Origin of the sequence: Bacillus sp. FJAT-29790 (assembly GCF_019039215.1) — a bacterium.
In the GTDB taxonomy this organism is placed as follows: Bacteria; Bacillota; Bacilli; order Bacillales; family Cytobacillaceae; genus Cytobacillus.
In genome coordinates, this window is the sequence record NZ_JAHNZZ010000001.1 from 1,595,500 (window position 1) to 1,619,750 (window position 24,251).

Annotated in this window: 27 protein-coding genes and 3 pseudogenes; 11 read left to right on the plus strand and 19 right to left on the minus strand. The window is 34.5% G+C overall.

All coding sequences use genetic code 11. The features are described from left to right. Positions 1-298: 298 nt before the first annotated feature. From BGM26_RS07430 to BGM26_RS07440, 3 genes and pseudogenes are all read right to left on the minus strand, one after another. Positions 299-679: pseudogene (locus tag BGM26_RS07430) on the minus strand (VOC family protein). 75 nt (positions 680-754) lie between these two features. Further along, the gene (locus BGM26_RS07435; protein ID WP_217039137.1) at positions 755-1,270 is read right to left on the minus strand and encodes an SRPBCC family protein; all 516 of its coding nucleotides are present in this window, start codon (positions 1,268-1,270) and stop codon (positions 755-757) included. 29 nt (positions 1,271-1,299) lie between these two features. Beyond that, the gene (locus BGM26_RS07440; protein ID WP_217039139.1) at positions 1,300-1,644 is read right to left on the minus strand and encodes an ArsR/SmtB family transcription factor; all 345 of its coding nucleotides are present in this window, start codon (positions 1,642-1,644) and stop codon (positions 1,300-1,302) included. A gap of 651 nt (positions 1,645-2,295) precedes the next feature. Here BGM26_RS07440 and BGM26_RS07445 point away from each other — a divergent pair. After that, a complete protein-coding gene (locus BGM26_RS07445) occupies positions 2,296-2,808 on the plus strand; it encodes a DUF3231 family protein (RefSeq protein ID WP_217040696.1) in 513 nt (170 codons plus the stop codon). An 84-nt stretch (positions 2,809-2,892) separates the two neighbouring features. On the opposite strand, the gene BGM26_RS21455 is transcribed toward BGM26_RS07445, so the two are convergent. Together BGM26_RS21455 and BGM26_RS21460 are read right to left on the minus strand one after the other, a co-directional pair. Then, a complete protein-coding gene (locus BGM26_RS21455; protein ID WP_254119119.1) occupies positions 2,893-3,279 on the minus strand; it encodes a hypothetical protein in 387 nt (128 codons plus the stop codon). A gap of 346 nt (positions 3,280-3,625) precedes the next feature. Then, the gene (locus BGM26_RS21460) at positions 3,626-3,907 is read right to left on the minus strand and encodes a hypothetical protein (protein WP_254119121.1); all 282 of its coding nucleotides are present in this window, start codon (positions 3,905-3,907) and stop codon (positions 3,626-3,628) included. 202 nt (positions 3,908-4,109) lie between these two features. Between BGM26_RS21460 and BGM26_RS07455 the strand changes: the two are divergent. The 10 genes and pseudogenes from BGM26_RS07455 to BGM26_RS07500 all read left to right on the plus strand — a co-directional run bounded on the left by BGM26_RS07455 (position 4,110) and on the right by BGM26_RS07500 (position 14,020). Then, positions 4,110-4,975: pseudogene (locus tag BGM26_RS07455) on the plus strand (manganese catalase family protein). Positions 4,976-5,264: 289 nt separating this feature from the next. Then, on the plus strand, positions 5,265-6,113 hold the full coding sequence (locus BGM26_RS07460; protein ID WP_217039141.1) for an MBL fold metallo-hydrolase: 849 nt from the start codon (positions 5,265-5,267) through the stop codon (positions 6,111-6,113). A 65-nt stretch (positions 6,114-6,178) separates the two neighbouring features. Next, positions 6,179-6,929: pseudogene (locus tag BGM26_RS07465) on the plus strand (alcohol dehydrogenase catalytic domain-containing protein); the annotation flags it as partial. A 1,242-nt stretch (positions 6,930-8,171) separates the two neighbouring features. Next, positions 8,172-8,303: a teichoic acid D-Ala incorporation-associated protein DltX gene (dltX, locus tag BGM26_RS07470; RefSeq protein ID WP_217039142.1), complete on the plus strand. Its 132-nt coding sequence runs from the start codon at positions 8,172-8,174 to the stop codon at positions 8,301-8,303. Positions 8,304-8,322: 19 nt separating this feature from the next. Beyond that, on the plus strand, positions 8,323-9,831 hold the full coding sequence (gene dltA / locus BGM26_RS07475) for a D-alanine--poly(phosphoribitol) ligase subunit DltA (protein ID WP_217039143.1): 1,509 nt from the start codon (positions 8,323-8,325) through the stop codon (positions 9,829-9,831). Next, positions 9,828-10,994, plus strand: coding sequence for a D-alanyl-lipoteichoic acid biosynthesis protein DltB (gene dltB / locus BGM26_RS07480; RefSeq protein WP_217039144.1), 1,167 nt, complete (start codon positions 9,828-9,830; stop codon positions 10,992-10,994). Before dltA ends, dltB begins: the two co-directional genes overlap by 4 nt. Positions 10,995-10,999: 5 nt before the next feature. Further along, the gene (gene dltC, locus BGM26_RS07485) at positions 11,000-11,236 is read left to right on the plus strand and encodes a D-alanine--poly(phosphoribitol) ligase subunit DltC (RefSeq protein ID WP_217039145.1); all 237 of its coding nucleotides are present in this window, start codon (positions 11,000-11,002) and stop codon (positions 11,234-11,236) included. Further along, entirely contained in the window at positions 11,233-12,405 is a 1,173-nt protein-coding gene (gene dltD, locus BGM26_RS07490; protein ID WP_217039146.1) for a D-alanyl-lipoteichoic acid biosynthesis protein DltD, read from the plus strand. Before dltC ends, dltD begins: the two co-directional genes overlap by 4 nt. Before the next feature lie 416 nt (positions 12,406-12,821). After that, positions 12,822-13,427 carry a PepSY domain-containing protein gene (locus BGM26_RS07495; RefSeq protein ID WP_217039147.1) on the plus strand — a complete coding sequence of 202 codons (606 nt, stop codon included), beginning with the start codon at positions 12,822-12,824 and terminating at the stop codon, positions 13,425-13,427. A gap of 362 nt (positions 13,428-13,789) precedes the next feature. Then, positions 13,790-14,020 carry a hypothetical protein gene (locus BGM26_RS07500; RefSeq protein WP_217039149.1) on the plus strand — a complete coding sequence of 77 codons (231 nt, stop codon included), beginning with the start codon at positions 13,790-13,792 and terminating at the stop codon, positions 14,018-14,020. Here the strand turns inward: BGM26_RS07500 and BGM26_RS07505 are convergent. The 14 genes from BGM26_RS07505 to BGM26_RS07570 form a co-directional block, all read right to left on the minus strand. Continuing rightward, positions 13,998-14,276, minus strand: a complete 279-nt coding sequence (locus tag BGM26_RS07505) for a hypothetical protein (RefSeq protein ID WP_217039150.1) — start codon at positions 14,274-14,276, stop codon at positions 13,998-14,000. The genes BGM26_RS07500 and BGM26_RS07505 overlap by 23 nt on opposite strands. 331 nt (positions 14,277-14,607) lie before the next feature. Continuing rightward, positions 14,608-14,784 (minus strand): hypothetical protein, encoded by a 177-nt coding sequence (locus BGM26_RS07510; RefSeq protein ID WP_217039151.1) that lies wholly within the window; start codon positions 14,782-14,784, stop codon positions 14,608-14,610. Between the two features lie 128 nt (positions 14,785-14,912). Beyond that, positions 14,913-15,353, minus strand: coding sequence for an NUDIX domain-containing protein (locus BGM26_RS07515; RefSeq protein WP_217039152.1), 441 nt, complete (start codon positions 15,351-15,353; stop codon positions 14,913-14,915). Between the two features lie 46 nt (positions 15,354-15,399). Further along, positions 15,400-15,834 carry a hypothetical protein gene (locus tag BGM26_RS07520; protein WP_217039154.1) on the minus strand — a complete coding sequence of 145 codons (435 nt, stop codon included), beginning with the start codon at positions 15,832-15,834 and terminating at the stop codon, positions 15,400-15,402. Further along, a complete protein-coding gene (locus BGM26_RS07525) occupies positions 15,815-16,036 on the minus strand; it encodes a helix-turn-helix transcriptional regulator (RefSeq protein WP_217039155.1) in 222 nt (73 codons plus the stop codon). The genes BGM26_RS07520 and BGM26_RS07525 overlap by 20 nt, the downstream gene beginning before the upstream one ends. A gap of 445 nt (positions 16,037-16,481) precedes the next feature. After that, positions 16,482-16,856, minus strand: a complete 375-nt coding sequence (locus BGM26_RS07530) for a peptidylprolyl isomerase (protein WP_217039156.1) — start codon at positions 16,854-16,856, stop codon at positions 16,482-16,484. A 195-nt stretch (positions 16,857-17,051) separates the two neighbouring features. Then, positions 17,052-17,843, minus strand: a complete 792-nt coding sequence (locus BGM26_RS07535) for an aminoglycoside phosphotransferase family protein (RefSeq protein WP_217039158.1) — start codon at positions 17,841-17,843, stop codon at positions 17,052-17,054. A 313-nt stretch (positions 17,844-18,156) separates the two neighbouring features. Continuing rightward, a complete protein-coding gene (locus BGM26_RS07540) occupies positions 18,157-18,711 on the minus strand; it encodes a hypothetical protein (RefSeq protein ID WP_217039159.1) in 555 nt (184 codons plus the stop codon). Between the two features lie 1,024 nt (positions 18,712-19,735). Continuing rightward, positions 19,736-20,125, minus strand: a complete 390-nt coding sequence (locus BGM26_RS07545; protein ID WP_217039160.1) for a hypothetical protein — start codon at positions 20,123-20,125, stop codon at positions 19,736-19,738. A gap of 217 nt (positions 20,126-20,342) precedes the next feature. After that, positions 20,343-20,708 carry a hypothetical protein gene (locus BGM26_RS07550; RefSeq protein ID WP_217039161.1) on the minus strand — a complete coding sequence of 122 codons (366 nt, stop codon included), beginning with the start codon at positions 20,706-20,708 and terminating at the stop codon, positions 20,343-20,345. A 130-nt stretch (positions 20,709-20,838) separates the two neighbouring features. Then, positions 20,839-21,309 carry a hypothetical protein gene (locus tag BGM26_RS07555; RefSeq protein WP_217040796.1) on the minus strand — a complete coding sequence of 157 codons (471 nt, stop codon included), beginning with the start codon at positions 21,307-21,309 and terminating at the stop codon, positions 20,839-20,841. 942 nt (positions 21,310-22,251) lie between these two features. Beyond that, on the minus strand, positions 22,252-22,713 hold the full coding sequence (locus BGM26_RS07560) for a hypothetical protein (protein WP_217039162.1): 462 nt from the start codon (positions 22,711-22,713) through the stop codon (positions 22,252-22,254). 169 nt (positions 22,714-22,882) lie between these two features. Further along, positions 22,883-23,419 carry an HXXEE domain-containing protein gene (locus BGM26_RS07565; protein ID WP_217039163.1) on the minus strand — a complete coding sequence of 179 codons (537 nt, stop codon included), beginning with the start codon at positions 23,417-23,419 and terminating at the stop codon, positions 22,883-22,885. A gap of 67 nt (positions 23,420-23,486) precedes the next feature. Then, a complete protein-coding gene (locus BGM26_RS07570) occupies positions 23,487-23,864 on the minus strand; it encodes a hypothetical protein (protein WP_217039164.1) in 378 nt (125 codons plus the stop codon). Positions 23,865-24,251 lie beyond the last annotated feature (387 nt).

Sequence of the window (24,251 nt, forward strand, 5' to 3'; positions counted from 1 at the left end):
GGCGTAACCGCCTGCGGGGTCTCCCGCTTCCCTCTATTCCCGCAGGAGTCAAGTGTCCTCCGCTCCAATCAACTCAGACTATTAAATAAAAATCATAAAAGCAACAAACTTTACAAAAACAGCCTTTACTAATCTACTTCTTTTTCTAAATAATAAAAGAAGTTGCCGCAGCAACCCCCTTGTTTCACGATTGCACCCGTTACTTTAAATGTAAATTTTCACAATCCTCCCCATAAATCAAACAAGCAAAAAGGCGATGCCTTTATTCAAGCATCGCACTCGTAAATTGAATTGAAATTTACTTTTTTTCCATTACTGCAAAGTAATTATTTTCACTATCTGCAAAATTAAATACTCTACCTGAAGGCATATTTACAATTTCTCCGACTGTAACGTTTTTGTTTGATAAGTCACTATATAAATTATCGAAATTTTTCGAGAAGAACATTAAAGAAGGTGTTCCAAGATTTAATTCAGGCTGCATTTTAGTAATTAGCTCCCTATTATGGAGAATAATACTTGTTTCAGCTTCTTTAGTTGGAGCAATTTCAATCCATCTCAATCCTTTACCGTTATCTTCCTCTGAAATTACACTAAACCCTACTTTTTCTGTTCAAAACTCCCTTGCTTCATCTTGGTTATTAACATACAACATGATTTGACCTAAATTACTAATCATTGATATTTACACTCCTTAATTATAAAACTTAATGATTCAAAACTTTTCTGCGCGAAAATCAGCGTTACGGTAAATCTACTTCAGCGACTCTACTAGCTCGTTCAAACGGTCCCAAGTTTCGGTGATGCCCTGTAACATACCCATGTCCATGACGGTCTTAAGTGCCTCTGCAGACACATATTCAGCACGGTTTATCAGCTTAGTCTTTCCACCCAAATCGATGAATTCCAATATCATCTCGGTCGCCTGCATGGAGTCGTTCAAATTGCCTTCAGCATCCGAAAAGTAATCGGTGTAGACGATCTTCTCCGGCTCGATAATCTCCTTATAGATCCCTTTACTCCATGCTTCCATACCAAAAAATTGACCCAGATTCTGATCGACACACTTCATACAGTGGTGCAAAACGCCTCCCGGATGGAAATCGACGGTGCAGACCGGAATCTCCCAGCCCCTCGGTCCAGACCAGCGTTTTAGATGCTCCGGCTCTTTAAACATATTGAATACAAGATCGCGTGGCGCATCGAAAATGCCCTCCAGTACCAGTACCCGATCGTTCTCTATTCTCGATACCATTGTGTTGTTTGACATTGTAATTCCTCATTGAACATGAAATGATTTTATGATTTTTCCTTGTCCTGCAATTCCTTCCAATAATCATCTAGATTGTCGAATCTTTCTTGCATCACACCCTGGAAGGACTGTATCCAAGAATCCATCGCTTGGAAGGGCTCGGCACGAAGCTTGTAGATGCGGCGGTTAGCTTCAGCCTGTACTTCCACAATCCAGTTGTCGCTTAGCACTTTTAGATGCTTCGAAGTTTGGGGCTGCCTCAATCCTAGCTTGTCGGCGATTTCTCCCACGGTCAGGGGACCGTCACGCAAGAGTTCGACGATATTCATACGGTTTGGTTCAGACAAAGCGCTCAGCGTCGCCATGTTCACGCCAGGAACCTTCCCTGACATGTTGCTCACCTCTTCAAGTGATGGTCTTCGGTAAAATCACATCTACACCATCACTAGTATTATCGTCCTGCTGAATTGATTATACCTGACGGAGAATATTCCCATCAAGTTATATTGAAAAACTAAAGTGATATCTTGTCAGTGTCGAATTCACAGAATCCTCAATGTATTCATTCTTGACTAATTTCTCCAATCTCCCCAATTTAACTCAGTAAGAACGAAAACGGTTACGAGTACAATGAAATCGTATTTTACTACCTTATAACCATTAATCTTAGTAATTATTTCCATTTTATATAAAAACGACTTTAATTAAAGTTCCCTAAAACCCTGTGTTTATACGAGATGATATACATTTTTTCCCATAAATTACTTATTCCATTATCTTCCCTCGTTAGTTCGGTAACTTCAACAAAAAAGAGCGTCAATCCTTATTGGATCAACACCCCATTGCGAAATAAGGAAATTATACATTTTAAAACAGGACTCCTGATCAAACTTTATTATAAACAGTTAGACATTATTATTAAAGATTGTGCTTTATTTCCAAGTTACAAATTAATGAATTAATAAATTGCGAAAGGAGAATGATAAAATCATGTGCTTTTGCGAAAGGAGGCACTGAATATGAATTTGATAAGGAGGATTACAATGGGAATTTTAAGTGGAAATCCAACAGATGAACCTATGCATTATGGGGAAGTTTTTAGCACCTGGTCGTTTCTTTTAACGGCTAAAGGGGTAATTGGAAGTTATCAAACCCACCTAAACCATGCAGGTGATGAAGATTTACAGAAATTACTTGAGGAAGCCATTCAAGGAGGACAACAAGAAATCAAACAGATCGAAACATTATTAAAAGCGAATGGAGTTGGATTGCCTCCGACACCTCCAGAAAGACCTAAAGCTTGTTTAGAGGATATTCCAGCAGGAGCACGTTTTACAGATCCTGAAATAGCAGCTGCTCTTTCAATGAGCATTGCTGCAGGATTAGTAGCGTGCAGTACAATAATGGGGCAATCAATTCGAGAAGATATTGGAATGATGTTTGGACAGTTTCATATTCAAAAGGCAGCACTCGGAGTTAAAGTTCTTCGTTTAAATAAAGAAAAAGGATGGCTAATACCACCTCCATTACATCATTATAAAGCAGAAGATTGTTAGTTAATTTATTACGGGTAAAAGGGAGAAGAAATTTTATTCTGCTCCCTTTTCTTTTTAAAGTAACCTATTAATTAAATTAAGCATTTACCATAGTCCAGCCAACTCTTGAAATGTTGGAGTGATAATATAAAGTGAATCTCTTTTTCCATAGGCTTGAACTACCTGGTTTGTAAAAAACACAAGGCATTGTTTAATATACTCAACTTCTGTATGGATAGATACTGGGGTCGTATTCTTTAATAAGGTCGCCATTTCATCTAATGTATCTCCATTACGATATAAAACACTCCAATGGTATTTATCATGCATACCACCTTTAGCAAGGGCAAGAAAATGAGTTTGAAACTCATGAATGATATATTGAACCCTTATCATAAGGGGGTTTACTTCGTTTTTTAATTTTTCTTTTATCAGAATGTTTTCACATGCACAAATAATTTCATCTTTCGTTCTTGCTCTTCCAGTTAGCAAATCCCTTCCATAGGATTCTGCCTTATCAACAAAAGTGTGGAACTTGCCATCCGTATATAACCTCTCTTTACCATTTGGATACTGTTCGTTACATGGCCATTGGATTCCGCCTGTTGTTCCATTTTTTCATAAGTCATTCCGGACATATCACAAGGTCTACCTTTTGATACTTTTCTCCATTCATTAAAGGCTTCTTCAGGAGTTTTGTAGGAGATTAAGGGGTTATTTTCACGGTCTTTAAAGCCCATTCACTTAGAGAATTCTAGTAAAATCTCAAAATCCGAAGGCAGATTAAAGGGAGGATTTACTGCTTTTCTAAGGATATTAACTCTCCGTTCAAGATTGGTCATTGTCCCTTCCTTCGTAGAATATCTTTTGTTTTTTCCACCAATAAAGAATACGCATCTTCCCAATTTGCAGACAACAACTTCCCATTATGACGAATTAATGGTGTAGATAAGCGATCTATACTGTTATTAGCCCACCATTGATTTTCACCTTTTGGACCAAGGCGACCTTTATTTACGGGATAATGCTCATTTCCCATTATTCCGACAATCTTGTCATCTTTAACAGCAATATAACACCCGCAGCCATTTGAACATATATTACATGTTGAATAAACCAATCGGTCTATATTTTACCCTGTGAATAGATATTCATATCAACTCTAGAAGTATCCCATGCCATACCTTTCACCTCTAATTTTTATGCTCACTATTTTTAATAATTTCAATTTGCTCCTGAGATGAGGAATGGTGGGACGATGGGATTCATAAAACTTATAAAGACAGCCTTTAGATAACTTATATGAAATGAGGACAAATTAAATGTACTTTTACAAAGAAGATCTAATAAATATGATAGTTCCAGATAAACCTGACCCACATGCAGCAAAAGTTCTTCAAGAAGCACTAGGAGGACAATTCGGTGAAATGCGTACATTAATGCAGTTTTCTTTCCAAAGTGCCAATTTCAGAGGGAATGAAAAAAAATATCGTGACCTTATTAGAGGTATTTTCATTGAAGAACTTAGTCACGTTGAACTTGTTCAAACAACAATTAACCAACTTTTAAACGAGTCTGGTGGCGAGTTACCAGGAAATCAAGCTAGTGACAAAGCACCTTTAAATGATGTGATACAAGAAGACGTAAATCCTCATCCCTACATAATGGGAGCAAAAGCATCTCTACCTGTTGACGCTGCAGGTAATCCACGGAATGGGTCATGGGTCTATGACCATGGAAATCTGGCGGCGAATTTACTTAATAACAGTCGTTTTAGAATCGACAGGTGTACTTCAAAAATCTAGAATTTATGAAATGAGTAACAATAAAACTCTTCGAGAAACAATTGCGTTCTTAATTGTGAGGGATAATGCTCACCAAAATGCATTTGCAAAAGCTCTTGAAACATTAGGTGTAGATTGGGGCAAGCTTTTTCCTATCCCTAACTATGATTTAAATAAATACCCTGAGTGTCGCAAATATGTTGATATGGGTTTTGGGTTTCCACAATGCTCAATTCAATTTTAGACTCGAAGATACTTTAATAGGTGAAATATTCACTGGTTCAACCCCTAGTCGAAATGTGGGAGAGCTTTCCGTAATAGAACCTCCAAAAGGATATCCTGTCCCAGAGATGCCTGATATGCCAAATGAACATGCGCCTGGTCTTTATGATTTAAACAATTAAGAGCCTTTTAAGGCAAAATAATGTCCTTTTATTGAAACAAACGAAAGAAGAAACCATGATTTTTCTTCTTTTGTTTGTTTTTAAAGATAATTATTCTTGTGCTATATTCAAACGTACTCTTCAATTCAACTTCAATCCTTTGATCCGTCGTTCTAGCTTATATTTTAAATTATTTATCTCATTGGTGATGTTTCCTTATAAATAAATAATAGCTAAAAAGCTAACATGATTATGTTCAATCAAATGAATGCATACTATAAATACATCTCAATATGGGGGTATTTTTTTAATGGATAATTATATGGAATACAGTAAAGATAATAAATTTATCCCAGTAACATCAGTTACAACTCATATAGGAGGAGAGATTGCACAAGACCTGTATTATTTTACAATTCAGATTGTTAATATTTGTCTTTTTGGTAATCCGGAACAAAAAGATGAATGGGTTTTAATTGATACAGGAATGCCAAAATCAGCAGATGATATCCTTTCTCTAGTAGAAAGGAGGTTTGGTTCGAATAGTAGACCAAAAGCCATAATTTTAACACATGGTCACTTTGACCATGTGGGAGCTGTTGTTGATTTAGTTAGACATTGGGATGTCCCTGTTTTTGCGCATGAATTGGAATTACCTTATTTAACCGGGAATAAGAGTTATCCTGAACCTGATTCAACTGTTGAGGGTGGATTAGTTGCTAAGATGTCCCCTATATTTCCAAATGAACCGATAAACTTGGAAAGCAATGTTGAGCAATTACCTTCTAACGGAACTGTGCCCGGAATGCATGGATGGCGGTGGATTCATACGCCGGGACACTCACCGGGGCATATCTCTTTGTTTAGGGATGAGGACCGTTCGTTAATCGTAGGGGATGCATTTGTTACAGTAAGACAAGACTCACTGTATAAGGTGTTAGTTCAGAAACAAGAAATCTGCGGACCCCCGAGATACTTGACCACCGATTGGCATAATGCATGGGAATCGGTAAAAAAATTGGAAGCATTAAAACCAAAGGTTGCTGTTACAGGTCATGGAACACCGATGACTGGCGAATTATTATCAAACGGATTAAGAACTCTTGTACAAGAGTTTGATCGTATTGCCATTCCAGATTATGGACGATATATTAACTAAATTACCAATAATGCTTTAAAAGAGGATAATCAAACATACACTTTTTTTAATGTTAGGAGGACACCATGAGAGCTGTCACATACCAAGGAAAATATGAAATAGCGGTAAAAAATACAGAAGCGCCAAAGATACAAGACCGTGAAGATGATTATAAAAGTGACTTCAACAGCTATATGTGGTTCTGATCTTCATTTATATCAAGGAAATTTCCCTTTACCTATTGGTTATGTTATTGGCCATGAACCGATGGGAATTGTTGAAGATGCGGGACCGGATGTTACAGCTGTGAAAAAGGGAGATCGTGTAGTCATTCCATTTCCTGTAGCATGTGGCACCTGCCAATACTGTCAACATGATCTAGAAAGTCAATGTGATAACTCTAATCCCCACTATGATTCTGGAGGTTACTTTGGGTATTCTGAAAAATTCGGAAATTACCCCGGCGGACAGGCTGAATATTTAAGGGTCCCATTTGGAAACTATACCCCTTTTGTTATTCCAGAGGATTGCGAATTAGAAGATGAGTCCTTATTATTTTTATCAGATGTACTTCCCACTGCCTATTGGAGTGTTGATAATGCAGGTGTAAAAAAAGGAGATACTGTGATTGTCCTAGGTTGTGGGCCCGTTGGATTGATGGCTCAACAATTTGCTTGGGAGAAAGGCGCTGAGCGTGTTATTGCTATAGACTACATTTCTAACCGACTTGAGCACTCAAAAAAAATGAATAAAACCGAAATATTTAATTTTACCGAATATGATGATATGGGGGAAACATTAAAGGAATTAACAAAAGGTGGGGCAGGGAACATATTATATAAACCACCGTAAACCCCTGTAATTTGTAATGTTCCACCTTTACGGACAGCTTTTGTAGCAATTTGGATCGGGCCTAACGTTCCCCCTTGGAGCTTTAATTTCTGTTCTACCCATTCAAGCGGAGACTTTTTACCATCCATTCCTAAGCAATCACTATAAAAGTTTACTCTTTCCACCCGTCTGGAATTTGAACGATAACATAATTTCCTGTCCACATTTTTGTCGTTGCAATTATTTTCTTATCGCCTTTTCAAAAAATAACCGCTACCCTCTTGATTTTTGAATTGCCATTGTTTTGGATATAATTCATGATAGGCCTCCTGGTCATGATAGATTTTGTCCTTTTCGCTGGCCAGCTTCAGGACATTCTAATCATACCAAGAGGTTTTTTTAATATTCAAATCTCATTTTCCTTCATTACAGGAATGCTGGCCCTTAAATAAAAAATGAGCGAGTATCCTTGTTCCAGGATGGCGCCTTATAATGGAATAGATAATTATATTTTGATCATAAAATCAAATAATAAAATTGATATTACCCAAAATACCTCTAATTTGAAAATCATACAAAAGAAGGAAACTATAACTAAAAACAATTATTGTTAATTTTACATTCCTAGAAAAAACAAGGAAAATAATACATATGATTACGAGAAAAACCCAATCATACCATTCCCAATTCATTAAGCTGATCACCTTCTTGAGAAAAAAGTTGATTCAATTGTCATTCTCCCCTACTTTGTGCCACTAACCTTCATCGGTAGCTTAAGTAAAATACTTTGCAATCTCATAGATGAGTACACTAATTTCCTTTAATATGATCCTCCACAATATGGCCCTTTAATGGAATAAAGCACCTTCCTTATTATAGGGGTACCACTTATTGAATTGAATTATAAGTTTTGTCGGGACAAAATTCTAATAAAATTCTCATCTTCTTCACATGTTGTATTAATCTTGAGCGAAGATAATTTTATTTGTCATCGCGCTGGTACGTATTCAAAGAAGTTCCCTAACTGGTCGTTAAGTCAAAGTAAGGAGATGGGAAGAGCATTAGGTTTAATCCTAACAAACAAATGGGAATAAGATGAATATTTTTCATTACTCTGCATGAATCTATTTCTTTTATTAACTAATAATAAGCAAATGAGAACAGTTTGTCCCTAAATCCTAAAGGAAGTAAATAACCAGTTTAAATAATAATTACTATTTTAATTTTAATGGAAGTGATGTTTGAGTCATGTTTAACAATAATAAAAAAGCGAATAGCTTTGTCCTTTACTTATATTATTTATTCATCCTGCTTTTACTATTTTTTATGTATGGCTTAAGTGATGCCAATGCCGGTGCCTATATATACACTGAATTTTAAAAGTGGAGGTGTTTTCTAAATGTTATCTATTATAAAGGATTTTGCATTCACACAACCAGAAGCAGTGGCATTTATTTCACCAAACAAGAAAATTACATATGGTGAACTTTGGCGGAAGTCGGAACAAGTATCCACGTATTTATTAAAACAAAACATGAGGACAGACTCACCGATAATAGTTTATGGCCACATGGAACCAGAGATGCTTGTCTCTTTTTTGGGATGTGTAAAGTCTGGACATGCCTATATTCCCATTGATCTTTCGGTTCCATTGGAAAGAATCGAACAAATCATCAAAAGTTCTCAGGCAGAAATCATAATAAATGTTTCTGGAAGTCCATTGAACTTTGAAAGTTCATCTATTCTAAATATTACTATGGATGAAATAGAAATATTTCCTCCTGTATTGAAAGATGTAGACCAAGAATATTGGGTAAAAGAAGACGAAAATTTTTATATTATCTATACTTCCGGCAGTACTGGCAATCCAAAGGGTGTTCAAATTTCAGCCAATAATCTTCAAAGCTTTATTGATTGGATGGTAGAAGACTTCCCCATTAAAGGAGGACTTTGCTTTTTAAATCAAGCGCCATTCTCCTTTGATCTCTCGGTAATGGATCTTTACCCCTGCCTTGCAACAGGAGGAAGTCTCTATGCTATTACAAAAGAGATGATCGCTAAACCCAAAATGTTGTTTGAAGCCTTAATACAATCAAACATACAGGTTTGGACTTCTACCCCATCATTTGTGCAGATGTGCTTAATGGATCCATCTTTTAATCAAGAATTGCTTCCGGAATTAACGGTTTTCTTATTTTGCGGCGAGATTTTAACCGTACCTATTGCTCAGCAATTGATGGAACGATTTCCAAAGGCAAAGGTTTATAATACATATGGTCCAACTGAAGCAACAGTTGCGGTCACATATGTGGAAATAACGAAAGAAATTCTTAACCAGTATTCACCCCTCCCAATTGGAAAAGCAAAAAAAGATACTAAGTTGTTGTTGCTTAATGAAGAAGGGCAAGAGGTCCCAGAGGGAGAGAAGGGGGAAATCATCATAGTCGGTCCAAGTGTTAGCAAAGGATATTTTGGCCAATCAGAACTAACAGAAAAATCATTTTACAGTATCAATGGTGAACAGGCCTATAGAACTGGTGATGAAGGCCTAATGGAAAAGGACCTGCTTTTCTATAAGGGCAGGATTGATTTTCAAATTAAATTACATGGGTACCGCATGGAGTTAGAAGAAATTGAACAGCATATAGCCAATTCACAATATGTCAAAATAGCTGTGGTTATTCCTGTTTATAAAAAGGAGAAGATCGAATATTTAGCAGCAGCCATTGTTCCTTCTAAACATGAATTTGAAAAGGAATATCAGCTTACTAGTGCAATCAAAAAAGAACTTGTCGATAAACTTCCAGCTTATATGATTCCAAGAAAATTTGTATATGATCAGGAACTGCCAATGACTATTAATGGGAAAATTGACCGAAAACGTATTAAAGAAAAGGTACTGCTATGACACCGTATGGTTCTTTTCTGTTCTTTATTATTGCAGCCATTCTTTTAGCACCAACTGTCATCCTTGGTCTAAATGGGAAACAATTTCGAACCTATAATATATTTGTAACGCTAATCTTTCTGGCATTGATCTATTCATCACATTTGCGAGAAACCTATGCGCTGATCTTTTTTACCATTTGGCAAGTGTTATTAATAAAAGGCTATATAACCTATCGGAAAAAGGCAAACAATGGGTTCGTTTTTTGTCTAGCTGTTATTCTTTCACTGATACCGCTGTTATTATCTAAGTTATCACCCTATTTATTCATCCAAAATATGTGGGGCTTTCTTGGTATATCGTATCTCACCTTTAAAGGCGTTCAAATGATCATGGAAACCAGGGATGGATTAATCAAAAACCAGATTCCGATTGTCCACTTGTTGTATTTTATTCTTTTCTTCCCAACAATCTCTTCTGGACCGATTGATCGATACCGCAGGTTTGAAAAGGATATCAGTGAAGGTATACCTAGTGAAAGATATAAACTTTTTCTGTACGAGGGAATCAATAAGATCTTTCTCGGTTTTCTATATAAATTCATCATTGGTTATTCCATTAAGCACTATATTATTGCCAAACTTGGATTGATTTCACACAGCACTTTCCAGCATCATCTTTTTTATATGTATGCTTATAGTTTTTATTTATTTTTTGACTTCGCAGGATATAGTGCTTTTGCAATTGGAATCAGCTATATTATGGGGGTTAAAACTCCGGAAAACTTTAATAAACCCTTTATCAGCCGAAATATAAAGGACTTTTGGAATCGTTGGCATATGACTCTTTCTTTTTGGTTTAGGGATTATGTGTTTATGCGGTTTGTCTATTGGATTCATAAGAAAAAATGGATTAAAAATCGTCAGATCATTTCTAATTCAGGTTATATCTTGTTGTTTCTATTAATGGGATTTTGGCATGGGCTAGAAATTCAGTATATTCTTTACGGAATATACCACGCCTTATTAATGGTTGTTTATAATTCGTTTGAGCAAGTTAATAAAAGACGCAAATGGTGGCCGCAAAATAAATTTACTCATATTGTATCTGTTGTCATCACGTTCCACTTAATTTGCTTTGGATTCTATATTTTTTCAGGATACTTTATTCATAAGGGAGTATGATTCAAATGACATTTACTGATCAAGTTATCGCACTAGTAGCAGAAGTTTGCCAAGATGATATCGTTAAAGATGATCCAAATATTGATTTATTTGATGCCGGGCTCCTTGATTCAATCGGGACAGTAGAACTGCTTGTCCTAATAGAAGAACGTTTTGGGATTAACGTACCTATTACTGAATTTGATCGTGAGACTTGGGCTACACCTAATAAAATTGCTGAGCGAATAGCTGATTTTAAATGAAAAAGGCTTTATTTCCACCAATGATTTTTGCTTTTCTTACCCTTTTTATTCTGATTTTTATTCCAAATAGCTGGGTTGAACGTATCATCCCGGAACAAAGGGTAAGTGAAGCCGCAACAGAATTAAATCCATTTATGTTTCAAGGAAAATATGTTCAGACGAAAATGCTACAGGATGATCGTTACTTGCCAATATATGGCTCTTCAGAATTAGCTAGGCTTGATCGGTTTCATCCATCCAATTATTTCGTAGAAAATGATGATGGGTTCACTCCTTTTCTCATTGGACGCGGGGGTTCAATATCATTAATTCATTTTCTCAACTTTGCTGAGCATATCGATCATCTTAAAGGAAAAAAACTTGTATTTATCTTATCCCCACAGTGGTTTAAACCTCATGGGGCCGATCTATCACACTTCGTTCCAAACTTTTCGATTCTTCAGGGATATGATCTTGCTTTTAACAATAAGATTGACCCCGAGGTAAAAAAGATGGCGATTAAACGATTATTACAATTTAAGCCAGTGCAGGATGATTTCATGCTTACAGCCCTGTATGAAGCGGAAATTTCTAATAACCCTTCGGATAAGAGAAAAGCAGCTCTGGCTCGTCCATTAGCCTATATATATAGATCGATCCTTGAGAAAAAAGATTTGTATTACACCTTGTTAGGTGGGATTCCCCGTAAACGGGATATCAGTCCGAAGGTACGGGATAAATCCTGGGAGGAACTCAAACATCAAGCAAACTTAATGGGTAAGCAGAATTCGACAAATAATCGCTTTTTCATCACTAATTCTAAATACAATAATATTAAACATCTCGTGCCTTCTTTGAAAGATACAAAAATAGGTGCTTCATACGGAAAATCTGTTGAATATTTAGATTTTCAGCTTGTACTTGATCTTTTAAAACAATCAGAGGCAAAGCCACTATTCATTTCGGTTCCAGTCAATGGGACTTGGTATGATTATACCGGTTTTCCAAAGCAAGGCCGAACGGCTTATTACAAACGGATTAAACAGCAGATTGAGGCACAAGGTTTTCCGATAGCTGATTTTTCCGACCACGAATACGATCCTTATTTTATGAAGGATACCATTCATATTGGTTGGAAAGGCTGGGTATATGCAGACAAAGCTATTAAAGATTTTTACGAAGCAAATTAAGCATTTGAGTAGTGGCTATTTTTACATCCCCTCAAAAGAGAAGTTTTTTTAAATGAAAAAGCCCGATTCCTAACTAAAATGGACCCTTTGTAAAGGACATTAAAAAAGCCTAGACAATTTAAAGAAGATGAACTCTGGATTGAACAGGGGTACTGAAAAAGTCCTAATTTTAAACTTAGCCAGTGGAAAGTTTGAGTTAGTCGAACTTTCCATATTTTGTTCAAATTGATACTAAAAATGAATGGAATCAACAATTCAAATGCAAGCAATTACCGGGGAAGTTAAATCTGTTACGTGGGATGATTAATAATACGGAATGAAATTCTCATCAATTTCTAATGTTTCTTTAATATTACTATAATCTACACTGTATAGACTGTTCTTATAGCAAACATTAGAAATAGGAGGAATTCATTATGAATAAAAAAATATTAATTGGAACGCTTACTGCAGGTCTTGCTTTAGGAGGAGCACTATCAGTCGGTGCAGTTGGGAGTGGAAATACACATGTTTCTAATGCAACAGCAGAGGGGAAAATGATTTCAAGTAATAAAGCAAAAGAAATTGCCCTTCATAAAGTATCTGGTAAAGTGGAAAGTATCAATTTGGAAAACAAAGGTAATCATTCGTATTACGAAGTTGATATAGCAAAAAACAACATAGGGTATGAATTAGTAATTGATCCTGTTAAAGGAAAAATTCAATCTGTCCATAATGATGAAAATAATCGAAAAGACCATGAAAGCGTAGATAAGAAATATAATAATACTCTAAAGAATCAATCAACTATTTCTCAAAATGAAGCAACCACAATTGCTAGGAAAACTGTTAATGGGGATGTGACAAAAGTAGAAAAAGAAAACGATGATGGAATACAAAAATATGAAATAGAAATGAAAACTCCAAAGAATAAAGCTGATGTAGAAATTAATGCTATGACAGGTAAAGTTTTAAAAGTTGATCATGACAATGATCACGACGATGATCATGACAATGATCATGACAATGATATTGAAGATTAATATCAAAGAAATAAGGCCGAAAAATAATTTTTTTCAATAACTAAGGGTAGTGCCAGCCGAGCTGTCACTATCCTCAATATGGAAATGTTAAGATTACAATAAGTTATTAATTTTAACACTTCAAACACGTATACGCCCATCCTGTAATAGATGGGGTTTTTATAAAGGATACATTAACGATAAAGAAATCATTCTTAATATCTAGTTATTGCGAGTGGCTAAATATATATAAAATCGTGTGTAATCGTAAGTTACCGCGAAGGGCAAGTAAAAAGATTAATTGCATGGGATTTGACTTTTATAATAATTACTCAAAAGGGTAATTATTATTTGATTGTATTTATAGGGCTGGGGGAGAGCAAATGAAAATATATCTTTTAGAGAGGTTGAAACAAGTTTTATTGCGAATTTTATGGCTTACCGGTTCCTCTGTATTGGCCATTTTGATTGGGTCGTCAAGAAGCGGAGAATTAACCGTTAATCCGCATGGTTTCTTTTTCTTAAAAATTATAGTAATTACAATCTTAATCGTAGAAGTAATAAATTCTAGTACTTGGTTAATTATGCGAATCAAGAACAACATTCAAGGGTAGTACCGGCGGGTCTAATTAATAAATTTGATGAAAGATTATCTTTAGGATAAACGTCTGCATCTACTGTCTTTTTTACTTCTCCAATTTTATCACCGATTGTAAATTCATTATTTTCAATATCGCCTTGCAGTATATATTCTTTTCCGTCAACTATTAAAATACCAGCATATGAACCATCAGTATTATTGCTACATCCAGTCAAAGCAATAATTCCGGCCATTATTGTTAAAGCAAATAAATAAAATTTATTGATCATTATGATTACCCCTTTTCTAAAAAACAGACGATAGATTTTCAAAAAAAGTATCCGTTAGTGAAAAATGGGTAAATCACATTTTCTTCTTAATCAAATCTATTAGATGGTAAATTTGAGCAATTAAAAATGAAATTAAAACAATTATTATTGCTCTACTGCGTAAACTGCCTCCTCTGCGGGATTACCTCCACCCATAACTACGGAACCAAATACGAAAAAGAGAATTACACTTACAAAAACAGTTAAAAAGAATGAAAATAGGCGCTGTTCCTTGTTACAGAAAATCGCCCGACTATTGAATTAGCTACTTCAATATCCACAGAACAATATATTATGACCTTTTTGAATTATCTTCTAATTCTTTCTCGATTTCTTCATCGCTTACCCTTTGTATTCCAACATCTTTGATATTTAGATGTTTTGAAATTTGTTTTAATTGATATTTAATTGTCGAAAGGCTAAATACGACATATATGATAAATGATACAGCTACAATGCTCCAAAACATTAATTTCCCCCCTTGTAAACCTACTAATGATAGATTTCTTTTCCTTCCTTATGTTCTGTTAAATGGCCCTTTTCATGAAGAAAGACGCTTACCTTATTTCAGAAAAGCGCCAGATTCTAGAATATTGGTCAGCGAATAAATGCCGCTTCCTTTTTTGAAAGAGCATCCTCTAACCATTGAGGGTGCATTGTTAACAAATCTTCTGGTAAGTTGTCCTGATCAAAAAATTTAATTTCAAGCGATTCATCTGAATTACATTTAAGTTCCCCACCTGTAATTTCAGCAAGAAAACAAGTCGTAATAAAATGCACTGCCTTGCCATTTGGATAATTGAAAACTTGTGAATCAGGATCGGAATAAACACCAATCAGCTTTTCAATTCTTATATCTAAATTAGTCTCTTCTTTTACTTCTCTCATGACTGCTTCAGACACTGTTTCACCAATTTCCACATGTCCTGAAGGGATTCCCCACAAGCCCACATCAGCTCTTTTTTGCAATAGTACTTGATTCTCTTGGTTCAAAATAATTACAGCAACTCCAGCTTTTAAATCATCAATTTTTTTCAAATCAAAACTCCTTTCTTCAAGAAAATGGCCCGATTTCGTTATATAATTACTCATCTTCTTCCATATCTTTTTGTTGTTTTATTCTAAGACGATAAATGTATGAAATAGGGATAACCCCACAGACAAATGTAATACCCCCTATTAGCAGGCCATCACTCCAATTAAAATTTGGGGTAATTGATGTGGGAACCCCAATAGCAACAGCAATAATTGTAACTACAACAAAACTAATAATAAACGACTTGACTGGCTTTTTTTGCCTTTTTTCGTTCTCGACGCTTACACTCATGTTTAAGTAATTGTAAACGACTGCTGTCAACATAAAGACCAACCATAGAGGATTTTTTGTCATTCCCTCCATTCCATTTTTGAAAAACTCATAGCCAAGAATACCAAGAATACCTATTGTTTGTACGATATAGGCTATTCTTGTGTTTTGTAAATTCTGTACTATCAATCGTTCATCTGTGATTTTTTTCATCAAAATCCCCCCTGTCTATCCAAAAGATTTCATCTAACGTGGCATTCACTACATAACAAATTTGTAGGCACAATTTTAGTGATGGATTATATTTTCCTTTTTCGATCAGGCTAACTGTCTGTCGGGTAATGCCCATCTCATCAGCTAGTTCCTGTTGCGTTAACTCCGCTTTCACACGGGCAAGCTTTACATTATTTTTCATAGCGTCCCCCCTTATATTCAACGTAACATATATATTGCAATATGTAAAATATATGTTACCTTGAACTATGGGTTTGAAATAACATTGGTCAACAAAAAACGCCTGGCAGACCAGTATTTTGCGATAAATAAAAAGAATCCATTTTGAAAAAAGATCAAAATGGATTCTTTTTATACAACAATATGGACCTTTTCATGAAGAAAGACGCTTTCCTAATTTCAGAAAAGCCCCCTTTAGCTTAAGAACAGCACATCACAGCCTGATCCAAATCTTTTTCATTTACTAAAACACTACCATTATCATCAATAATGAAATCAATCTCGGCTAATGAACACTCGGAAGGCTCAGCCTTTCTTAAAAAGCGTTTTTACTGGGTCCATTTTGATATGCTTTTTTCTGGGTTTTGAGATTTTTAAATTTTCATGGGAGTGAAAACCTCCCTTTCTTAGTATAGACTGGTCACATTATCAAAGGGCAGTGATTCTCCATTCACTAGAACTTCTATTACATCGTGTTCTGGGTCTGTCGTTAAATAATATGTTTTTTGCTTTACAACATCATTTTGCGGATTAGGCACATTAAACTTTATGGTTACCGTATCCCCTTGCGCTTCTAAATCTTTTTCCACATCTCCATTTGATTGAAAAATAATATAATAGCCTTTTTTGCCATCATTGATTAATTGGAGTTTTAGATTAGAATCAACTTTTTCCTGCACATTATTAGGTACATTTTCAATTTCACTAAAACTCAATGTTGATGAATTACAAGCTGATAAAATCGAAATTACTAAAAATACTGATACAAATAATCTCTTCAATACTTTCACTCCTTCTGTCCTTTACTCAGATACGGTTGAAATAAATATAAGTTTCAACATTATCAAAGTTTTCTATCAAAAAATTACAAATAGTCTATTGTTGATTATTCAAGAATACTGCCACTTTACATCAATAAGAAAGAGCTATTCTCCTTCTTGAAGAATCGCACCCCGCTAATTCAACAAAAGTTTTCTCTAAATCCAATCTTGTCCATGTTCCCGAATGAATTTAATATCGTTTTGATAATGTTCGAGATGCCCTTCATCTATCATCTTTTGAAAAGCTATATCGCCTTCACTAGCTTTTCTTTCAATAGTTTTACATAATCCTTCTAATCGCAGCAGTACCATTTCCAAATAATCATCTTCTATTCCCTCACCGTAAGATTCAAAAAACAATATTACTCTTTGTTTTATATGGTTGGCATGCTGTAATTGATTATAATGAACTTTTTCACCTATTTCTGAAAGATAAAATCTACTTAAGGGAACGCAGGTATAGAGGGTATAAGCTATATCCCAAAGTCTTGGTCCAGGTCCAGCAACATCAAAATCAATAATACCTACTGGTCTTTTAGAATTAAAAATAATGTTGTATCTAGCAAAATCATTATGGCATAATACCTCCACTTTGTTAGGAGTATTATCTATCGGTTTCCAATTATCTGTTAATGAAAAATCGCTCACAGCGTCATGATAAAGACGAAGCATCTTCGCTATTTCTTTTAATACATCATTTGACCACATATATTCTTTTAAAGGGTCGTTACCAGCTTCACCTTCAATAAATGATAATATCTCTCTTCCTTTTTCATCAATGCCTAAAAACTTTGGTGCATAACTGAACCCTTTGTTCTCCAAATGCTTTAATAGCTTATGAATTTTGGTGCTTTCTGGCTTTAATTCTCGTCGCACAGTATCACCTAAACGATAAACGTTAGAGATATTCCCTCCTGTAAGCATTTCTTCGTTTTCATGTTTAGACATTTAAATCCCCCTAATAACTTTCTTAAGCCATAAAACAAACCTGTTTTTTGAACAATCCTTAGCCATCCATGCAGCACAAAATCAGTACTGCACCACAGAGTACGAAAATAGTTAGGAAGCGCCAATACTGAAACTGACCTTAATCCAGTCAACATATTCCATAGATCAATGAATTGTATCTCTTTCCATTTTTTTTTACGATGGATAAGGGTTCTCTCTTTGGTATTGCCTTTTTTCGAAGTTAGAGAAGTTTATTTTCATGGTAGCTTAATAAGAGTCACCATAACAATCGTTTTAGAAGGTTATTCCTTTTTCAATTTTTCTTGCGTGCCTGTTTGGATAGAATTTTGTAGTCCATGATGAATTTTGAATTTGGAAGATAATGAATGACAAACCATCTATCAGAATGTGATTCAGGAACATTTGTCGGCAAATTTAATTCTTCATTTTGAACTTTAACATGCAAATAACTACCCGCCTTATATGGATATCGATATTCAAATTCAGTCGGAATCCCTTCAACAACTCTATAATCATTTGTTAAATAAGCAGGAATGTCTAACCAATGCGGGTTCATAAACAATAACACTATCGTAGCGATTGAATAAAGAATACGCTCTACTAATGCAAAATCCTTTTTAAAGAGCATGACAGCACAAGAAAAGGCAAGGATTAGTGAACTTATAGAGATTATCCAAAACATTTCCTTAAACGGAAATTTTCCTTGTAACATGGTTGTCGTAGGTCCCACAGCTAACGAAACGTACCAAATACGTTTAATTAGTTTACTAAGAGAACTTGACGATTTTTCTCGCAGATTGTCTTTATCAATATCGTCCATGATTTTAAATCCTTTCAAATTTTTCATTTTATACCTTTCCCGAACCGATGATGTTTCAATTCATTTGTTTCCAAATTAACCCACCATAAGAAACGAAATCTTATTGAACTATCCTGCCAGCTAGCACAACAAGAAAAAAAGATGCTCCGACTGTAACACCTTGTTTAACTCTTGCACCATTTAGTTGAATATGAATCTTATTCAATCATCTGGATTTTCTTTAAGAACCCAGGGAATATTAGCATCCAAGCTAAACTGTTTGACTTGGGTTAGGAATCCTTCTGGTACAAACTCTAAATCCTCTGAAAATCCAAATGTGAAATTCTCTATCTCAAAAGTTTTCATTTCATTAAAGTTAGAGAATGTACACAATTCTCCTTCTAATATTCTTCCAACAAGATGATAATTCCATATGTATAACCGTGTCCCAGATTTCTCGGTAGGGGATTCCGAAAGATGTGCTGGTTTTGCGGGATGAATCCCTAGTTTGTTGAATATATCGGATACAGAAGTCTATAAATACTTTTATGCTTCAACTTAATTTTTACAGTATAAGCAGTTACAGACCTCTATATCTTTGTTATAAAATTCTCGTGTCTTATCAATATCAGCTTCTAATAACCATTTCCCTATTCTAATCTGTTGTAGCATTATAATACCTCCTTCCTATCAAATCTCCCCATTAAAAATTCGGTGACTCGAATTAACAATCCTTCTTGTCTAATCTGTCCCTTTACTTCAATAAGAAAGAGCTATTCTCCTTCTTGAAGCATAGCACCCGTTAGCCATCCATGCAGCACAAAATCAGTGCTGCACCACAGAGTATGAAAATAATTAGGAAGCGCCTATACTGATACTGACCTTAATCCAGTCAACCCATTCCATAGATCAATGAATTGTAGCTCTTTCTATTTTTTTAACGATGGATATGATTTATTCAATTTTTCTTAATATTCTTCCTCCATTAAATGGCCCTTAAATGAAAAATGAGCGCGTATCCTTGTTCCATGATAGCGCTCTTATCTTGAATAAAAAGTTTTGACTTTTATTCTTACTTATTTGCACTCTTTATGATTTTTAATGTCCTCACATATCCAAGAAGCATTAAAAGAATAACCGTATATCCAAGCACACCGCAAATAGAATAGATAGCTTTTAAATTAGTGCTTATTGGAGTATAACCACTATGAGCATTAAAATGGTATTCAATATCAGCATATCCTAGCCAAATGCTAATTAACGTAAAGCCCAATAAGGTTAAAGCAAAAATAGCCCTTTTATGAAAAATCATTTTTATTAAACTATCTTTAAAAACTAATGTAAAGGATAATTTATTCTGATGGTAATTTTTTGAATGTATCCGCCTTTGAAAAGGGACTAAAAAGAAAGTCATGAGACCACTATAAACTAACAGTATTACTGCAATCTCAGAATACCCCATATTAACCGCTCTCCTTATCTTCATTATTACCTAAATTGTACCATGTTGAATTAATAACCGTATTCCACAATCTAGCCCTTAAATGAAAAATGAGCGTGTATCCTTTTTCCAGGATTGCGCCCTATAATGGAATAGATAATTATATTTTGATCATAAAATCAATTATTTCTTCTTCATTAAAGCTTCCCGTTACTTGAATAACATTTAAATAATATATTTAATAATCGGCATCCCAAAACTTATCCTTTTTAATATCTTCAACCACCTTTTCGAATATATTCTCACTACTAAAAATCATTCTAACAGGGGATTTGGTTGGACTACCACCAGATTTAGAACATGGAAAAACTCTAACTTGATAAATGTTACTAAATTTCCAATAGTACCCGTCTAGAAGCCAGTATGTAGAGTATGGATATTCAGGAGTTATTTTATCGTTAAACATAGCAAGTTTATCGTCTTCTCCCATTGGCAAAAGTTCATACTGTATGCAACGATTTCCTTTTCGCTTTTGTTTTTGACGTCCGGCCCCTTTTAAAATATTATATCTATTTACAAGCTTATTCTTTAATCTTCTTTTCAATTTTTATCACACCTAAAAGTCCTAATTTAATTGCTTCTATTACTCTCCTGCTTCGTTAGCACAAGAAGTGACTATTCCTGTTGAACAATCGCACTCGTTAGCTTAATCAGAAATTTGAAATAAATGTGCGTTAATGCTTTTTTTCTTCCCAAGTCTTCATTAAATTTTTGTGCAATTCCTTTGGCTTTTCAATATAAAACCAATCGATTGAATGGGCAGTTGTTGGCATCCATTTCTTACGACGGATTCTAATCTTTTCGTGATTTGTATAGTGTGGATAAATCACGGTGGACTTCATACCTCTTACATCGGAATATTGAATACTTTCAATCTCATCCCAGTAGACTTTATTCCCATGTAGGTCAATTACAATCCCTTCATCATCCCAATAAAATCCCTTACCTTCTCTTCTTTTTCTTAAGAGATAAAAGGAATACCCTAAAAATACAAATGAAAAAAACAACCCTACAAAAGAGATGAATATATTTAAGAGAATGTCTGTTAAACTCATAAAGCAAAATGAGAAAAACATTATCCCACCGGTAAACATTAAAGCCAATATTGGATACAAAGAAATTTTATAGATTTTAACTTGTTCCAAAAATAACAACACCTTTTTAAATATGATTTGTTGTTATTTTATCAGTTGTTCTTGTTAAACTAAACTGCACGTTAGCCATCCATGAAGCACAAAAATTAGTGCCTCACCACAGAGAATGAAAATGGTTAGGAAGTGTCATACTGATACTGACCTTAATCCAGTCAATCAACTCATACAATGTCATTTTTCTAATCTTGGAGAAACTTATTTTCATGGTAGTGTAAATACATTATTTTACAATATTTAATTTCAAGGGAGTGGCGAAAACACAACCTACTTTTCAAACTTTTTCATATTAACCTTCCAAACGAACAAGTACATTAAATATATTATAACTATCTCTTGAATAGGAAATGTTATTTTATTAAGCACAAACAACACATGAATTGTAGGAAATATTAATGAAAAAATTACATAAATGAATAATATGTTTAATACATATCTTTTTTTACCTTTGGATTTTATTCTATTCCATCTTTCTTTTTGTTTATCAATTTTACTCAATTGAATCACAGCCCCGTAGTTTATCTATATTACTTGTTTTTCTTTTGTTTATACATTCCAATAATATAAGTAAGGAATATGGAAATTGGTATTACCCAAAATACTTCTAATTTGAAAATTATACAAAAGAAGGAAACTATAACCAAAACAAGTATTGTTAATTTTACATTCCTAGAAAAAACAAGGAAAATAATACATATGATTACGAGAAAAACCCAATCATACCATTCCCAATTCATTAAGCTGATCACCTTCTTGAGAAAAAAGTTGATTCAATTGTCATTCTCCCCTACTTTGTGCCACTAACCTGCATCGTTAGCTTAAGTATAATACTTTGCAATCTCATCGATAAGTACACAATTTTCCTTTAATATGATCCCCCACAATATGGCCCTATAATGAAAATAAGCGCCGTTCCTTTTTACAGAAAAGCGCCCGTTAATTAAAGACGGATGTTGTTATTGGTCTGTTTATGTTCCCTAATGCATCAGATAGTTTGGTATTTGTTCCATCCGCATTGTGTACGTAAAGCACCAATACATTTTCAATCCCGTAGGCTCTATACTTTTCCAGTTCCTCCACAGTTTTTGATTCTTCTAAACTTTTGACTCCCTTAGCCCTTTCGGCTTCCGTAGGAAACAAATAAACTGATAAAGGATTCCCTTCTAACCAATAACTTATCGGTTCAACCCCATTCAATTCACCTATAAAATCATCATTTGATGGGACAGCCTCTTTTAATTCGAGCCCCTGCTCTTTTATAACATTCTCTATTTCCTTAAAAGAAAGATTATTTTCACCATTAATCCGTGGGTCTGCAGGGTCTTCAATGGTTTGTTGATTACAAGCAGATAACACCAATATTAAAATAAAAACAGATAATATTTTTTGGATCTTCACATTATCCCCCCCCCACTTTTATTTAAGCTAATAGGAAAAACAGACACTCATCCTTATTCAAGAATAGGCCTTGAAAATAAGCGCTGTTCCTTTTTACTGAAAAGCTCCTGATTGTTGAAGAGCTTTAATCTACTATAGCACCCGTTAGTAAAATTAGCATATTAGATTTCTATACTACTTTTTTTCCAATCCAATGAGCAAGTAAAGCAACTGGGAAAATTAAGAGACAAAAGGGTAAGCATACAAAAATAACTTCCCATGTAATTACTTCATTCACTAATAAAGAACGATACAAAACTAAACTGTATGGAATGATAACAGTCAATGAAGTGAATGCACCAGGTGTAAGGGAACGAAGAATGATAGATTGACCAATATGAGTAAAAGCGTGTAGAAAAAAAGTCAATGAAATAATGGTAAAAAAATAGATATTACCAAGTAATCCTTGATTCACAAATTGATTTGCCATAACAGTTGAACTACTGACAAATAGAAATATAACTAATACGGCAACTGCAAACTGGGCTGTTGACATAGAAAATTGATTAATGACTCTATCCGCAATTCTTTCCGGCAATTTGTCATATATCACACTTGAATTTCTTTTCATCCACCTTTCAACCATAATAATTTCTTCAAAATCATGAAGGACAAACATAATTGGAAATAACCAGATAAGTGTTTGTACATCAAGCCATTGTTCCATAATCCCCATCCATTCCATATAAACTCTCTTATTTTACTATTAAATTTAGTTGGCGCTCTTTCTTTAACTAACCTTCAACCATTTTCAAATACGGTATCTCTTCTCCATCAACAATTGCGATGTTTACTGGTGTATCTGTTTTAAATATCTCTGTTCCAATTGGTAATTTATTCGCTGTGCCGTTTTCAAATTTGGATGCCTTATCTGCTTGCTTTGTTATTTCGCCTACCTGCTCGCCTAATTCATATTTCAATTCTGTTACCCATTCAACATCTTGTGCATTTGAAAATACATATCCATTAAGTAAAAAAATATCAGCATTATCGTACTTAAAGTATTCTTTTAGCGTTGGATTACTGGTGGCACTACTTATGTAGTCATTATTACAACCAACCAAAAATATCAACAAGATACTAAATGGAAGTAGGAGTTTTGAAAAATTCACTATGATACCCCCTTTATTAATAACAGACGATATACTTATGAAATAGTTCCATTAATCTTCAATTAAACAGCACCGTCAGTCCAATAAACTTTCCTCAATTAAATGACCCTTTACATAAAGAAAGAGCGAAATTCTTGCTGAAGAATTGCGCCCTTTAGTGGAATAAGAGTATTAGTTTTGGTAGCAAGTCTCATATTCGTCTTTCATTAACAAACTTTTACAAGCCAAACCATTTTCGTGATAAATCTCTTTACCAACTTCTAATTTGATACTTCTATTAACAATCATCACAAATAATGATAATTTCGTAATACTCTTCTTCAAAAATCTGGCCCGATCGTAATATAAGGTTAGCCAGATTTTTCTGGTTGACCTTTTTCTTTATGG

What these genes read in the sequence shown, in the direction of transcription:
- BGM26_RS07435 (WP_217039137.1), bottom strand. Translation starts at nt 1,270, where the DNA reads ATGTCAAACAACACAATGGTATCGAGAATAGAGAACGATCGGGTACTG.
- BGM26_RS07440 (WP_217039139.1), bottom strand. Translation starts at nt 1,644, where the DNA reads ATGTCAGGGAAGGTTCCTGGCGTGAACATGGCGACGCTGAGCGCTTTG.
- BGM26_RS07445 (WP_217040696.1), top strand. Translation starts at nt 2,296, where the DNA reads ATGGGAATTTTAAGTGGAAATCCAACAGATGAACCTATGCATTATGGG.
- BGM26_RS07460 (WP_217039141.1), top strand. Translation starts at nt 5,265, where the DNA reads ATGGATAATTATATGGAATACAGTAAAGATAATAAATTTATCCCAGTA.
- dltX (WP_217039142.1), top strand. Translation starts at nt 8,172, where the DNA reads ATGTTTAACAATAATAAAAAAGCGAATAGCTTTGTCCTTTACTTATAT.
- dltA (WP_217039143.1), top strand. Translation starts at nt 8,323, where the DNA reads ATGTTATCTATTATAAAGGATTTTGCATTCACACAACCAGAAGCAGTG.
- dltB (WP_217039144.1), top strand. Translation starts at nt 9,828, where the DNA reads ATGACACCGTATGGTTCTTTTCTGTTCTTTATTATTGCAGCCATTCTT.
- dltC (WP_217039145.1), top strand. Translation starts at nt 11,000, where the DNA reads ATGACATTTACTGATCAAGTTATCGCACTAGTAGCAGAAGTTTGCCAA.
- dltD (WP_217039146.1), top strand. Translation starts at nt 11,233, where the DNA reads ATGAAAAAGGCTTTATTTCCACCAATGATTTTTGCTTTTCTTACCCTT.
- BGM26_RS07495 (WP_217039147.1), top strand. Translation starts at nt 12,822, where the DNA reads ATGAATAAAAAAATATTAATTGGAACGCTTACTGCAGGTCTTGCTTTA.
- BGM26_RS07500 (WP_217039149.1), top strand. Translation starts at nt 13,790, where the DNA reads ATGAAAATATATCTTTTAGAGAGGTTGAAACAAGTTTTATTGCGAATT.
- BGM26_RS07505 (WP_217039150.1), bottom strand. Translation starts at nt 14,276, where the DNA reads ATGATCAATAAATTTTATTTATTTGCTTTAACAATAATGGCCGGAATT.
- BGM26_RS07510 (WP_217039151.1), bottom strand. Translation starts at nt 14,784, where the DNA reads ATGTTTTGGAGCATTGTAGCTGTATCATTTATCATATATGTCGTATTT.
- BGM26_RS07520 (WP_217039154.1), bottom strand. Translation starts at nt 15,834, where the DNA reads ATGAAAAAAATCACAGATGAACGATTGATAGTACAGAATTTACAAAAC.
- BGM26_RS07525 (WP_217039155.1), bottom strand. Translation starts at nt 16,036, where the DNA reads ATGAAAAATAATGTAAAGCTTGCCCGTGTGAAAGCGGAGTTAACGCAA.
- BGM26_RS07535 (WP_217039158.1), bottom strand. Translation starts at nt 17,843, where the DNA reads ATGTCTAAACATGAAAACGAAGAAATGCTTACAGGAGGGAATATCTCT.
- BGM26_RS07540 (WP_217039159.1), bottom strand. Translation starts at nt 18,711, where the DNA reads ATGAAAAATTTGAAAGGATTTAAAATCATGGACGATATTGATAAAGAC.
- BGM26_RS07545 (WP_217039160.1), bottom strand. Translation starts at nt 20,125, where the DNA reads ATGGGGTATTCTGAGATTGCAGTAATACTGTTAGTTTATAGTGGTCTC.
- BGM26_RS07565 (WP_217039163.1), bottom strand. Translation starts at nt 23,419, where the DNA reads ATGGAACAATGGCTTGATGTACAAACACTTATCTGGTTATTTCCAATT.